The 13,112-nt window shown below is 73.4% G+C and carries 12 protein-coding genes; 5 read left to right on the forward strand and 7 right to left on the reverse strand.

The genetic code is table 11. The features are described from left to right. Nucleotides 1–45: 45 nt before the first annotated feature. Complete coding sequence (locus OG294_RS16195; protein ID WP_327067204.1) at nt 46–315, reverse strand: WhiB family transcriptional regulator; 270 nt, start codon at nt 313–315, stop codon at nt 46–48. A 771-nt stretch (nt 316–1,086) separates the two neighbouring features. On the opposite strand from OG294_RS16195, the gene OG294_RS16200 reads away from it, so the two are divergent. From OG294_RS16200 to OG294_RS16210, 3 genes are read left to right on the forward strand one after another with little or no spacing between them, the layout of a single operon-like run. Continuing rightward, complete coding sequence (locus OG294_RS16200; RefSeq protein WP_327067205.1) at nt 1,087–1,743, forward strand: cysteine dioxygenase; 657 nt, start codon at nt 1,087–1,089, stop codon at nt 1,741–1,743. A 51-nt stretch (nt 1,744–1,794) separates the two neighbouring features. Continuing rightward, a complete protein-coding gene (gene cofD / locus OG294_RS16205) occupies nt 1,795–2,754 on the forward strand; it encodes a 2-phospho-L-lactate transferase (RefSeq protein ID WP_327067206.1) in 960 nt (319 codons plus the stop codon). Beyond that, nucleotides 2,751–4,049, forward strand: a complete 1,299-nt coding sequence (locus OG294_RS16210) for a coenzyme F420-0:L-glutamate ligase (protein ID WP_327067207.1) — start codon at nt 2,751–2,753, stop codon at nt 4,047–4,049. The genes cofD and OG294_RS16210 overlap by 4 nt, the downstream gene beginning before the upstream one ends. Before the next feature lie 331 nt (nt 4,050–4,380). Here OG294_RS16210 and OG294_RS16215 read toward each other — a convergent pair whose 3' ends face one another. Next, nucleotides 4,381–5,037: a class I SAM-dependent DNA methyltransferase gene (locus tag OG294_RS16215; protein ID WP_327067208.1), complete on the reverse strand. Its 657-nt coding sequence runs from the start codon at nt 5,035–5,037 to the stop codon at nt 4,381–4,383. Between the two features lie 77 nt (nt 5,038–5,114). Between OG294_RS16215 and OG294_RS16220 the strand changes: the two genes are divergently transcribed. Continuing rightward, nucleotides 5,115–5,339, forward strand: coding sequence for a hypothetical protein (locus OG294_RS16220; protein ID WP_327067209.1), 225 nt, complete (start codon nt 5,115–5,117; stop codon nt 5,337–5,339). A gap of 17 nt (nt 5,340–5,356) precedes the next feature. Here the strand turns inward: OG294_RS16220 and OG294_RS16225 are convergent, their stop codons facing one another. After that, on the reverse strand, nt 5,357–6,289 hold the full coding sequence (locus OG294_RS16225) for a DNA-3-methyladenine glycosylase family protein (RefSeq protein WP_327067210.1): 933 nt from the start codon (nt 6,287–6,289) through the stop codon (nt 5,357–5,359). A gap of 160 nt (nt 6,290–6,449) precedes the next feature. Then, nucleotides 6,450–7,709 (reverse strand): peptidoglycan recognition protein family protein, encoded by a 1,260-nt coding sequence (locus OG294_RS16230; RefSeq protein ID WP_327067211.1) that lies wholly within the window; start codon nt 7,707–7,709, stop codon nt 6,450–6,452. A gap of 245 nt (nt 7,710–7,954) precedes the next feature. Between OG294_RS16230 and OG294_RS16235 the strand changes: the two genes are divergently transcribed. Next, nucleotides 7,955–8,731 (forward strand): TIGR03089 family protein, encoded by a 777-nt coding sequence (locus tag OG294_RS16235; protein WP_327067212.1) that lies wholly within the window; start codon nt 7,955–7,957, stop codon nt 8,729–8,731. Between the two features lie 30 nt (nt 8,732–8,761). Here OG294_RS16235 and OG294_RS16240 read toward each other — a convergent pair whose 3' ends face one another. The 3 genes from OG294_RS16240 to OG294_RS16250 form a co-directional block, all read right to left on the reverse strand. Continuing rightward, complete coding sequence (locus OG294_RS16240; protein ID WP_327067213.1) at nt 8,762–9,361, reverse strand: acyltransferase; 600 nt, start codon at nt 9,359–9,361, stop codon at nt 8,762–8,764. A gap of 26 nt (nt 9,362–9,387) precedes the next feature. After that, entirely contained in the window at nt 9,388–10,419 is a 1,032-nt protein-coding gene (locus tag OG294_RS16245) for a glycosyltransferase family 2 protein (protein ID WP_327071571.1), read from the reverse strand. 110 nt (nt 10,420–10,529) lie between these two features. After that, nucleotides 10,530–13,100: an ABC transporter permease gene (locus OG294_RS16250; RefSeq protein WP_327067214.1), complete on the reverse strand. Its 2,571-nt coding sequence runs from the start codon at nt 13,098–13,100 to the stop codon at nt 10,530–10,532. Nucleotides 13,101–13,112: the final 12 nt, after the last annotated feature.

Below are 13,112 nucleotides of genomic sequence, written 5' to 3' on the forward strand. Positions count from 1 at the left end.
TGCACAGATTCTGCAAAGAAGAGGAAAGTCCGGTCGGATGCCGCTTCAGATCGCGCTCTTCTTGAGCCGCCGACGTTCGCGTTCGGACAGGCCACCCCAGATTCCGAATCGCTCGTCGTTGGCGAGGGCATACTCCAGGCATTCGGACCGCACCTCGCAGGCCAGGCACACCTTCTTGGCCTCGCGAGTGGACCCACCCTTCTCGGGAAAGAAGGACTCGGGGTCGGTCTGGGCGCACAGCGCGCGCTCCTGCCAACCGAGTTCCTCTTCCTCTTCGATGTCCTCACCGATCAACAGCTCAAAGAGCTCGCTCATTGGCGCGCCTCCTCTGCCCCTCTTGGCGTCCCCGTGCGTGTGTGCCGCAGGCACCGACTCCTGCACTGGGTTCGGCCGAACGACACGACTGAAATTACATGTGCGTCACTCTGGCTCAGTCAAGCCGAGCTCTGGTATTGGGTCGCGAATTCACTCCCCGGAACCAAGCGGCTACAAATAGTGTACATATTCGGACAGAACGGACTTTCCGCAGCTCGCGGCCGAGGCGCGTCATCCGGACCCCTCGCCTCCGTCCGTTGGCGGAGACGAGCACCGAGCCGATCCGGTTGCCGACGCCGCCCTCGATGGCTAGAAGCCACGGGTCGGAGCCGCCGGCGCACCGGGTCTGACCTGGGATCAACCAGGTCAACGGCCTCCCTTCCCGGCAATCTGGACATCGAAACATCGAGTCGGACTTATCACCTGATTCGGTGGTTCGTCCGCGATGTCCCTCTGATGGCCCTACGGGCTGGCTTGACACGAACCCCGACTACCCTGTCTGCTGTAACGCATGTCAGAGTCCTACGCCCCGCAGAGCCGCCACGTGCTGCTCCAGCGTGCCGCGAGCGCTCTGTGTTGCCGTCGCTGCTCCTGTTGTCTCTAGGCGCGTCGGCTTTTTCCCTCTTCCGGGTCCTCCATCCCTGACCCGGACGGTTCCCAGCCTCGGCGCGCCGCACCAGGACCACCGAGGCCGCCCGCGCATCCGACCCCTGTTCCGCGGACCCGGCTCCCCCGCCCCAGCTCCGCCGACCAGCCGCCGAGGACCGCATGATGCGTGGCCGAATCCGCCCCCGTAAGCGCAACCGCGACCGCAACAAGCCCAGCCGCCAGGCCGCGGCCGCCCGCCGCCTGCCCGCAGCGCTGCCCGCCGCCAGCTGGGCGGACGGGCTGAGCGACGTGAGCATCGCCGGCGACCCGCTGGCCTTCCCGCACCTGGCCCGCACCGACCTGCCCGCCCACCCGACCACGGTGGCCGACTACGTCCGGCTGGTCCGCGAGATCGCCGCCGACCACGACCGCTGGGCGCCGCTGGTCCGCTACGACGCGCTGAGCCGCTGGTACGCCCGGCTGGAGACCGGCCCGGGCTACGAGGTCTGGCTGCTCAGCTGGCTGCCGGGCCAGAGCAGCGGCTTCCACGACCACGGCTCCGCCACCGGCGTCATGACGGTCGTTCAGGGCGAGCTGGTGGAGCGCTCGCTGACCGTGCCCCAGCACGGCGCCCCCCGCTCCGGCGCCCACGGCGACGAGCGCACCCGCACGCTGCGGCCCGGCGGACACCGCGTCTTCTCCAGCGGCTACCGGCACGAGGTGGTCAACGCCGCACTGGAGCCGGCCCTGAGCATCCACCTCTACTCGCCCGGCCTGACCGAGATGAACCAGTACGGCCCCGCGGCGGTCGAGCGCGAGCTGGAGGCGGAACTGCCGTAGGGCGGTGGCCACAACGACAGGGCCGCGGCGGCCGCCTGGCAGGATGGGCGCATGCGTATCGTGGCACTGGCAGGCGGGATCGGGGGTGCCCGCTTCCTTCGCGGGCTCAAGGACGTCGTGGCCCCCGGCGACGAGATCACCGTCATCGGCAACACCGGGGACGACATTCACCTCTTCGGGCTCAAGGTCTGCCCCGACCTGGACACCGTGATGTACACGCTCGGCGGCGGCATCCATGAGGAACAGGGCTGGGGCCGGGCCGAGGAGAGCTTCGCGGTCAAGGACGAGCTGACCGCCTACGGCGTCGGGCCGTCCTGGTTCGGGCTCGGCGACAAGGACTTCGCCACCCACATCGTGCGCACCCAGATGCTCGGCGCCGGCTACCCGTTGAGCGCCGTCACCGAGGCGCTCTGCGACCGCTGGCAGCCCGGGGTGCGGCTGCTGCCGATGAGCGACGACCGGGTGGAGACCCACGTCAGGATCACCGACGCGGAGGGCACCCGCGCGATCCACTTCCAGGAGTACTGGGTCAAACTGCACGCGGCCGTGGACGCCGAGGCGATCATCCCGGTCGGTGCCGACACGGCCAAGCCCGCCCCGGGCGTGCTGGAGGCGATCGCCGCGGCCGACGTGATCCTCTTCCCGCCGTCCAACCCGGTGGTGAGCATCGGCACCATCCTGGCCGTCCCGGGCATCCGGGAGGCGGTGGCCAGGGCCGCCGCCCCGGTGGTCGGGCTGTCGCCGATCATCGGCGGCGCGCCGGTGCGCGGCATGGCGGACAAGGTGCTGGCGGCCGTCGGAGTGACGGCCTCCGCCTCGGCCGTGGCACTGCACTACGGCGCCGACCTGATCGACGGCTGGCTGGTGGACGAGGCCGACGCCGACGCGGTGGGCGAGGTCGAGGCGGCCGGCATCCCCTGCCGGGCGGTCCCGCTGCTGATGTCCGACCCGGCGGCCACCGCCGCGATGGCCCGCGCCGCGCTGGAGCTGGCCGAACAGGTGCGGTCATGAGCCGTGCCCTCGAAATCCTGCCGGTCCTCGGGATGCCCGAGGTCGAGCGGGGCGCCGACCTCGGCGAGCTGATCGTCAAGGGGCTGGAACTGCGCTCCGGCGACGTCGTGGTGGTCACCTCGAAGATCGTCAGCAAGGCCGAGGGCCGGCTGATGCAGGCCGACGACCGCGAGGCGGCGATCGACGCCGAGGCGGTGCGGGTGGTCGCCCGGCGCGGCCGTACCCGGATCGTGCAGAACCGGCAGGGCCTGGTGATGGCCGCGGCCGGGGTGGACGCCTCCAACACCGCGCCCGGCACCATCCTGCTGCTGCCGCTGGACCCGGACGACTCGGCCCGCCGGATCCGCGCCCGGATCCACGAGCTGACCGGCCGCCAGGTCGGCGTGCTGATCACCGACACCTTCGGCCGCCCCTGGCGCAGCGGGCTGACCGATGTGACGATCGGCGCTGCCGGCGTGAGCGTCCTGGAGGACCACCGCGGCCGTACCGACAGCCACGGCAACGAGCTGGCCCTGACCGTCACCGCCACCGCCGACGAACTCGCCGCGGCGGCCGACCTGGTGAAGGGCAAGGCCACCGGCACCCCGGTCGCGGTGGTGCGCGGCCTGCCCGAAGCGGTCACCGAGGCGGACGGCGCGGGCGTCAGCCCGCTGATCCGGTCGCTGGAGGACGACATGTTCCGCTACGGCACCTCGGAGGCGGTCCGCGCGGCGGTGACGATGCGCCGCACCGTGCGGGAGTTCAGCGACGAGCCGGTGCACCCGGAGGCGGTCCGCCGCGCGGTGGCCGCCGCCGTGACCGCGCCCGCCCCGCACCACACGATGCCGTGGCGCTTCGTGCTGCTGGAGACGGAGCAGGCCCGCACCGCGCTGCTGGACGCGATGCTCGGCGCCTGGCGGCGCGACCTGCGCGAGCTGGACGGCTGGGACGAGGAGCGGATCGCGCGGCGCACCGCGCGCGGCGACGTGCTGCGCAAGGCGCCGTACCTGGTGGTGCCCTGCCTGGCGATGGACGGCTCGCACCACTACCCCGATGCCCGGCGGGCCGGGGCCGAGCGCGAGATGTTCACCGTGGCGATCGGCGCGGCGGTGCAGAACCTGCTGGTCACGCTGGCGGGCGAGGGCTACGGGACGGCGTGGGTGTCGTCCACGATGTTCTGCCGGGACACCGTGCGCGAGGTGCTGGACCTGCCCGCCGGCTGGGACCCGATGGGCGCCGTCGCGGTCGGACGGCCGGCGACCGTGCCGCCGGACCGCGAGGAGCGGGCGCCGGATCCGTTCATCACCGTGCGGTGAGTTGAACCGGCTGTTGAGCTGAAAGTCGGTCGGCGCCGGGCGCATTGAACGACTTATTGGTTCCAACAGGTGATTCGGCGTCACCTCGGCTGGCCTCCCGGCCCGACTGGTCAGGACGATGGCAGCGCCACCGAGTTCAGGTTTCGGCGGCGCTGCCATGAGGAGATCCTGATGAAGCTTCGTTTCTGGGCCGTCGCCGCCGCCCTCTCGCTGACCTCGCTGTTCGTTCCGGTCACCGGTGCGGGGGCGGCACCTGCCGGCCACCCTGGGTCCGGCACGGCCACGTGGGTTCGTTCGTCGCGGGTGTGAGGGCCTGCTCGCCCCTCGGCGCCTACTCGCCGGTCCGGGCCTTGCGGAACAGCAGGCGCGCCTGCGGTGCCCCGCCCGGGCGCGGCGAGTCGGTGATCAGCCGGGTCTGCGGCACCAGACCCGCCTGCGCGGCCAGGTCGGTGATCCGGTCGGGCGACAGCAGGTAGAGGTCCAGCGCGATCCGGTGGCCGTAGCCCTCCTCCTTGCGCCGCCGCTCGTCGCCGACGTGGAAGCCGAGCAGCAGGTGGCCGCCGGGCGCCAGCACCCGGTGGAACCCGGCGAGGACCGCCGGCAGCACCTCCGGCGGGGTGTGGATGATGGAGTACCAGGCCAGGACGCCGCCGAGCCCGCCGTCCGGCAGGTCGAGGGCCGTCATCGAGCCGACCTCGAACCGCAGCCCCGGGTGGTCCCGACGGGCCACCGCGACCATCTCCGGCGACAGTTCGATGCCGAACGCGTCCACCCCGAGGTCGTGCAGATGCGCCGTCACATGGCCGGGACCGCAGCCGACATCGGCCACCGGGCCACCGCCCCCGGCACGCACGAGGTCGGCGAAGGCGCCCAGCACCGCGCGGCCCGTGCGGTCGTTCCGGAAGGCGTCGCGCACGAGGTCGGCGTAGTCGGCGGCGACGGTGTCGTAGGAGGCCCGGATCTCGCGGAGATGGGTCGGCTCGGTCACCCCGCCGAGGCTACTCCCGCGCGGGTGCGCCGGGCACTGTGGCGCCGGGCACCGCACGGGCGCGAGAGAATGAGCGGATGAACGAGAACATCCCCGACGACGCCCCCACCTCCGCCATCGAGCGCCGCGCCCAGCTTCTGGAGGCGATGCGCCTGGGCGGTGGCGGCTGGGACTGGACCCGCGCCCGCGAGACCTACAAGGTGTACCCCGACCCGCGGACCGTGCGCCGCGACCTCGAACAGCTCCGCAAGGCGGGCTCCGTCTACCGCGACCGCGAGACGGGGCTGTACTCGGTCTCGTGAGCGGCGGCTGACCGGGCTCACCGCCGCCGGTGGTCGTTCGGCGCCAGCCGCGGCCCGTAGCGCGGCGGGCGCAGGCCGCTGAGCGCGATCAGGCGGCAGACGCGGTGGCGGTGCGGCGCGTACGGGGCGAGCAGGGCCAGCAGGTCGGCGTCGTCGGAGCGGGGGCGCCCGGCCAGCGCCCAGCCGACGATGTTGGGCAGGTGGAAGTCGCCGACCGAGACGGCGTCGGCGTCGCCGTTGCTGCGCTGCAGGGTCTCGGCGGCCGTCCACTCGCCGATGCCGGGGACGGCGGTCAGGCGCGCGCGGGCCTCGGCGTGCGGCATGCCGGCGGCCTGCTCCAGCCGTGGCGCCAGGCGGACGGCGCGCTGGACGGTGGCCGAGCGCTTCGGGTCGACACCCGCGCGGTGCCACGCCCAGGACGGGATCAGCGCCCACTCCCGGGCCGAGGGGGCCACCCGCATCCCCGCGGCCACGCCGTCCGCCTCCGCGCCCGGGGCCGGGGTGCCGAAGTCGCGCAGCAGCAGGCGCCAGGCGCGGTAGGCCTCGTCGGAGGTCACCTTCTGTTCCAGGACCGCCGGGATCAGCGACTCCAGCACCAGGCCGGTGCGGCACAGCCGCAGCCCGGGGTGGGCGCGCTGGGCCTCGCGCACCGGCCCGGGCGGCAGCGGCGCCAGGCCCGCCGGGTCGTCCTCGGCGCCGAGCAGCACCGGCAGCCGCTCCAGCAGCCAGGCCGCGCCCGGCCCCCAGGCCCGCGCCCGCACCTCGCCGTACCGCTCGACCACCCGGATCGTGCCCGGCCCGGCCGGGGTGCGCGAGGCACGCCAGAGGGCGCCGTCACCACCGAGGCGGCAGGCCGGATCGCCCGGGCCCCGGCTCAGCGGGGCGAGGGTGCGGTGCAGGTCGAGCGGGTGGCCGGGGAGCCAGACCCGCTCGAGCGGGAGGTCGCTCACCCTGCCAGTCTGCCGCGCAGGGGTGACAGGGCCCGAGCGGCGGCGCCCCCACCAGCGGCTTCGCCCGGCGCTGACCGGATGTCAGCAGCCTGACGCGGCAGCGGCCCGGCCGCCCCCGCCGGTCGCCGGGGACCGCAGGGCCGCTGCCGCCTGGCGCGCGCTACCGCCCCTGGAGGTGGGCGGCGCGGGTGCGGATGTCGCCGAGCCGGGCGTAGAGGGTGTCACCGGGGCAGTCGGTGGCGAAGGCGTCCCGGTGGCCGGAGATCGCGTTGAAGGTGTGGCTGGTGCCCGCCGGGTAGCGGCTGCCGTCGCTGGCGGAGGTGAGGGTCGCGGTGCCGGCCGCGTCCCGGCCGGCCAGGCCGAGCTTCCAGGCGGCGATCTTGATGATGCCGTCGACCTGGGCCTGCGGCGGCGAGTCGGTGGTGTAGGTGCCGAGCGCGGCGACGCCGGAGGAGTCGGTGTTGAAGCCCAGGGTGTGCGCGCCGAGCACCGAGCGGGCCACTCCCCCGGCCCGGCCCTCGTAGATCGTGCCGCAGCGGTCGACCAGGAAGTTGTAGCCGATGTCGCGCCAGCCGTTGCTCACCACGTGGTACTGGTAGATCGAGCGGATCACCGAGGGCGAGTCGGCGCAGCTGTAGCCGTTGCCGGTGTCGGTGTGGTGGACGAAGACCACCTTCACGGGGCCGGTGTAGACGTAGCCCGACGCCCGCAGGCTCTCGTCCGCGCCCCAGCCGGACCGGGTGACGATGCCGGGTCTGGGCGCCTGGTGGGCGGCGGCGTGCAGCCGGTCGGAGGCCGCCTCGCCCTGGGGCGGCAGCACGGGCACGGGCACGGCGGCCGCGCGCCCCGGGTCGACCAGGTCGGCCCGCAGCCCCTGCGGCAGTTCGCCGGTCCCGTGGACCCGCACCTGCACGCCGTCGCTGGGGCCGACCCACAGCGGCGCGGTGGCGCCGCGGGCGTGCGGTCCGCGGGCGGCCTCCAGACCCTGGCCGGTGCTGTCCTCGGTGTCGGCCGCGAGCGGGCGCCAGGCGCTCCAGCCGGCACTGCGGCCGGCGCCCGCCCGGTGGGTGCGGACCTCGACGGTCCCGTGCAGGGTGGCGGTGGGGTCGTCCCAGCTGACCCCGAGCAGGGCGAAGCCCGCGGTGCTCGGGGCGTCCAGGCCGCGCGTCAGCGCACCCCGGGTACGGTCCGCGCCGCCCTGATCGTCCCCGCCGTCCGCGGCACCCGGCTCGCCCGCGCGGTCGGCGTCCGCCGCGGCGGCGGGCAGCGGGGTGAGGGCGAGGGTGGTGGTCCGGGGGGCGCTGGTCCGCTGGGCGGTGGGCTGGTGGGTCCGGGCCGGCGCCGCACCCGCGGCCGACGCGGGCATGAGCAGGGCGGCGGTGCAGCCGAGGCCGAGAAGGGGGATCAGTGAAATGCGCATAAAAGGGATAATGCGTTCATATCCGACGACTCGCCACCCGTCCGGCCGCTCCCGGGCGCGCCGCCGACACCCCTGCGACCCGCTCCCGGCGCGGCATCTGACGCACCATCGACTGATCCACTGTCCGGCGGGCACCCGATCCGGCCGGGCGCACGCACCGGCACACGCACCGGGACACGCGACCGGCGAGCCTCCCCGGACCCCCTCCCATCCGAACAAGCTCAGGCCGTAGGCTGGGACGCACCATGACTGCGCCATTCGCTGCCGACGCCCGTACCCCCGCCGAGCTGCTGCGAGCCGCCCTCGGTGAGGACTCCGCCCGTCCCCTGGTCACCTTCTACGACGATCTGTCGGGTGAGCGGGTGGAACTCTCGGTCAAGACCTTCGACAACTGGGTCGCCAAGACGGCCAATCTGCTCCAGGACGAGCTGAACGCGGGCCCGGAGGACCGCGCGGCACTGCTCCTCCCGGCGCACTGGCAGAGCGCGGTCTGGCTGCTGGCCTGCTGGTCGGTGGGCGTCACCGCACTGCCGGGCGGCGACCCGGCCACGGCCGAACTGGTGATCAGCGGACCGGACGGGCTGGAAGCCGCGCAGGCCTGTTCCGGCGAACGGGTGGCGCTGGCGCTGCGTCCGCTCGGCGGCCGGTTCCCGCAGCGGCCCGACGGGTTCCTCGACTACGCGGCCGAGGTGCCGGGGCAGGGCGACCGGTTCGCGCCGTACTCGCCGGTGGATCCGCAGGCCCCCGCGCTGGAGACCGCCGTGGACGGCCTGGCGCTCAAGCTGACGGGCGAGCAGACCGTGGACCTGGCCCGGGAGGGCGCCGCACGGCTGGGCCTGGAGCGCGGCTCGCGGGTGCTCAGCACGCTGCCCTACGACAGCTGGGCCGGCCTGGAGGCGGGCCTGCTGGCCCCGCTCGCGGCCGGCGCCTCGGTGGTGCTCTGCCGCAACTCCGCGGGGCTGACGGAGGATCAGTGGGCAGCCCGGATCGAGGCCGAACGAGTGACCCTGCGCCTGGGCTGAGCCCCGCCGCCGGGCCGGCCGCCCACCGGGTCAGACCATCAGCGCCAGCCGCCCGTTCGCCTCGGCGTAGGTCTCGCCGGTGCACGGACAGCGCCAGCGGCCCACGCCCTGGCGGCGCAGCGGCTGGCCGGCCCGGCCGACCCAGGCGGTCTTGCGCGCCGGGACGCCCGCCACCAGCGCGAAGTCCAGAACGTCCCGGTGCACCACCGCGCCGGCCGCCACCAGCGCCCAGCGGCCGACCGTCACCCCGGCCACCAGCACCGCGCGGGCCCCGATCGAGCAGCCCTGCCGCAGCGTGACGCCCCGGGCCAGCCAGTCCTCGGCGCCCTTGAGGCGGCCGTCGACACCGACCGAGCGCGGGTAGAGGTCGTTGGTCAGCACGGCCGCGGGGCCGATGAACACCCCGTCCTCGATCACGGCCGGCTCATAGAGCAGCGCGTGGTTCTGCACCTTCACCCGGTCGCCCAGCAGCACCCCCGGGCCGAGATAGGCGCCGCGCCCGATCACGCACTCGGCGCCGACCACCGCGTCCTCGCGGATCTGGGCGAGGTGCCACACGGCGCTCCCCGCCCCGATCCGTGCCCGCGGATCGACGTCCGCACTGGCTTCGATACGCACCGCCTCCGTCATACGACTGACGGTAGCGGCTCCCTCGCTCAGCCGGTACGTTCCGGTACGGGCCGGGTACCGGGCGCCGCACTGGCGATCACCTTGGCGGCCAGCTTGCGCGGTGAGGTGAGGAAGCCGAAGCCCCAGCTGAAGTGCATGGTGGCCAGCGCCAGCGGGAGCTGCAGCCGCGCCCGGACGGACAGGCCGCGGCCCTCCACCACCGAGCCGCCGATGATCCCGAGCGCGTAGCCGGCCGGCAGGACGAAGAAGGCGGGGTGCACGGCAGCTCCCAGCACCAGCCCGAGCAGCACCGCGATCAGCGCGCTCGGCGGGGCCAGGTAGCGCAGGTTGACCGAGCCGCGGTGGTAGCGGGTGACCACCCGGCGCCAGCGGCCGTAGTCCTTGTACTGCTTGGCCAGCGCGCGCACGCTGGGGCGCGGGCGGTAGGTGACCTTCAGCTGCGGGGTGAACCAGATCAGGCCGCCGTCCTGGCGGATGCGGTAGTTCAGCTCCCAGTCCTGGGCGCGGATGAACTCCTCGTTGTAGCCGCCGAGCTTCTCCAGCACCTCGCGCCGGAAGACGCCCAGGTAGACGGTCTCGGCGGGGCCGGCCAGGCCACCGGTGTGGAAGGCGGCGTTGCCCACGCCGATCTTGGCGGTCATCGCGGCGGCGACGGCCTTCTCCCACTCGCTCTCGCCCTCGGCGTGCATGATGCCGCCGACGTTGGCCGCCTCCATCTCGCCGAGCAGGCGCACCGCGGTGGCGATGTAGCCGGGCGTGAGCAGCCCGTGGCCGTCCACCCGTACCACTATCGGATGGGAGGAGGCTCTGATCGCGGCGTTCAGCCCGGCGGGGGTGCGCCCGGTGGGGTTCGGCACGGTCCGCACCCGCGAGTCCTCGGCGGCCAGCTCGGCGGCGATCTGGTCGGTCCGGTCACTGGACGGGCCGAGCGCGATCACCACCTCCATGGCCCCGGCGTACTCCTGCTCCAGGATGCGCCGCACGGCGGTGCGAAGGTGTCGTTCCTCGTTGAGCACCGGCATGATCACGGAGACCGCCGGCAGCTCCTCAGCAGCCATGGTGTTCATCGCAGGCAACGGTACCGGACCTGGATGAACGGCCGGAATGCGCGACCGGGCCGGGTGCTCCTCCCCCGTGGGAGCGCCCGGCCCGGTGGACTGACGGCGGGTCAGTCGGTGGCGATGGCCGCCAGCACGTTCATCCGCCCGGCCCGGAAGGCCGGCAGCAGCGCGGCCAGCAGGCCGACCACCGCGGAGAGCAGCAGGACCACCACGATGGTGCCCACCGGGACCGACAGCTCGTTCAGTCCGGAGTTGCGCAGCACCCGCTGGGCGGTGACGCCCCAGGCCAGGCCGAGGCCGGTGCCCAGGACCGCGCCGAAGACCGCGATCACCACCGATTCCAGGCGGATCATCCGGCGCAGCTGACGGCGCGACAGGCCGATCGCCCGCAGCAGTCCGATCTCCCTGGTCCGCTCGACCACCGAGAGCGCCAGCGTGTTGACCACGCCGAGCACCGCGACGGTGATCGCCAGCCCGAGCAGGCCGTAGACCAGGTACAGCAGGGTGTCCACGCTCTTCTGGACGATCTTCTTGTAGCCGGCCTGGTCCTGCACCGAGACCTGCGGGTAGGCGGTCAGCGAGTCCTGCAGGGCGGTCAGGGTCTTCTCGACGTCCGCCCCGGGGGCGGCCTTGCCGAAGACGGCCACGTCGCCGGGCTGCTGGTCCAGCGGGACCGCCTGGGCGACGGTGTCGATGGTGGCGAAGAAGTGGCGGTCGAAGATGGTGTTGCCGGTGGTGGTGACCACCGCGATCGGCAGGGTCTGGGTGCGGCCCTTGCCGTAGTCGACCGCCAGCTTGTCGCCGGCCTTCAGGTCGTTGTCCTTGGCGAAGTTCGCGTCGACCGAGATCCCGCCACTGGCCAGGCCCTCGGTGCTGCCGGAGGTGACCGGCAGCGAGAAGTCCTGGGTGAAGGTGGGCGAGACGGCCGAGACCAACTCGTCCAGTTGCTTGCCGGCCGGAGTGGTCAGGGTGGCCGGGAGCTCGCGCTGCTCGGTGACGTGCGACAGCCCCGGGGTGCCCTTGGCCGCGTCGACCATGGCGGTGGTCAGGCCGCCGTGGTTGACCGTGACGATGTAGTCCGCGCCCACCGACTTGTCGATCTGCGAGCTGGTGGAGCTGACCATCGAGTTGGTGACCACCGAGGCACCGGTGACCAGCGCCAGGCCGATCATCAGCGCGGCGGCGGTGGCACCGGTGCGGCGCGGGTTGCGCAGCGCGTTGCGCTGGGCCAGCCGCCCGGCCGGACCGAACAGGGCCGGCAGCGCGACACCGAGCACCCGGATCACCACGCCGGCCAGCAGCGGGCCGAGCACCACGAAGCCGAGCAGGGTCAGCACCAGGCCCAGGCCCAGCTCGCTGCCGCCGGTGCCGAGTGCCTTGGCACCGGCCCCGGCGGCCAGCAGCGCGCCACCGGCGGCGGTGATCAGCAGACCGAGGGCCGTCCGGATCTTGTTGGCGGCGCCCTCGCTCGGCGTCCCGTGGTCGCGCAGCGCGGCCATCGGCGAGACCTTGCCGGCCCGGCGGGCCGGGATCCAGGCGGCCAGCACGGTGATCACGATGCCGACCAGGTACGAGGCGACCGGCACGTTGGCGCCGATCACCAGCGAGGAGGACAGGTTCATCCCCACCGCCTTCATCAGCTGGATCAGCAGCAGCGCGAGGCCCAGGCCCGCCAGCATGCCCAGGGTGGAGCCGAGCACGCCGAGCAGCAGCGCCTCGATCAGCACCGAGCGGTTGACCTGGCGGCGGCTGCCGCCGAGTGCGCGCAGCAGACCGATCTCGCGGGTGCGCTGGGCGACCAGCATCGAGAAGGTGTTGATGATCAGGAAGGCACCGACCAGCAGCGAGACCCCGGCGAAGCCGAGCATCACGTACTTCATGAAGTCGAGGAAGGACCCGACGCCCTTCTGGTTGTCGGCCTTCTGCTCGGCGGCGGTCTTGAACTGGTAGCCGTTGCCGAGCGCGGCGACCGCCTCCGACTTCAGCTGGTCGTCACTGCGGCTGCCGTCGCCGTAGACGTCGATGGAGGTGAAGCCGGCGGCGTCGCCCAGCAGGTCGTGCTGGGCGGTGGGAACGTCCAGGAAGGCCAGCGCGGCACCGGGGTTGGTGCCGTTGAAGGTGGCGATGCCGGAGATCGTGTAGTCGAAGGTGCCCAGGTCGCCGATCACCCGGATCGGGTCGCCCGGGTGCAGGCCCGCGTGCTTGGCGGTGTCCGCGTCGATCATCAGCTGACCGGACCCGGCCGGCGCGCCGCCGGAGGTGATGGTCATCGCCGGGTGCGGACCGGGCACCCAGGCGCCGACGATGGTCGGGGCGCCGCTGGTGGGGCCGATCGCCTTGTTGGTCTTCGGGTTGACCAGGGTGCCGGTCTGCACCGAGACCTGGCCGTCGGCGGTCTTGACGCCGGGCTGACCGGCCAGTCGCGCCACGGCGGTGGCGGGGACGGTCAGCGTCCTGCCGCCGTTCTGCTGGGCCTCGTCACCGCCCTTGGGCGGTGCCTGGCTGATCGAGAGGTCGGAGGCGGTGGCGTCGAAGAGTTTGTCGAAGGTGCTGGTGGCGGTGTTGGAGAAGACCAGGGTGCCGGAGACGAAGGCGACCGAGAGGACGACGGCGATCAGCGAGAGCACCATCCGGCCCTTGTGGGCCACGAAGCTCCGCAGTGAGGTTTTGAGCAGCATCGGTGTCGGCCC

It is taken from the genome of Kitasatospora sp. NBC_01302, from assembly GCF_035976515.1.
In the GTDB taxonomy this organism is placed as follows: Bacteria; Actinomycetota; Actinomycetes; order Streptomycetales; family Streptomycetaceae; genus Kitasatospora.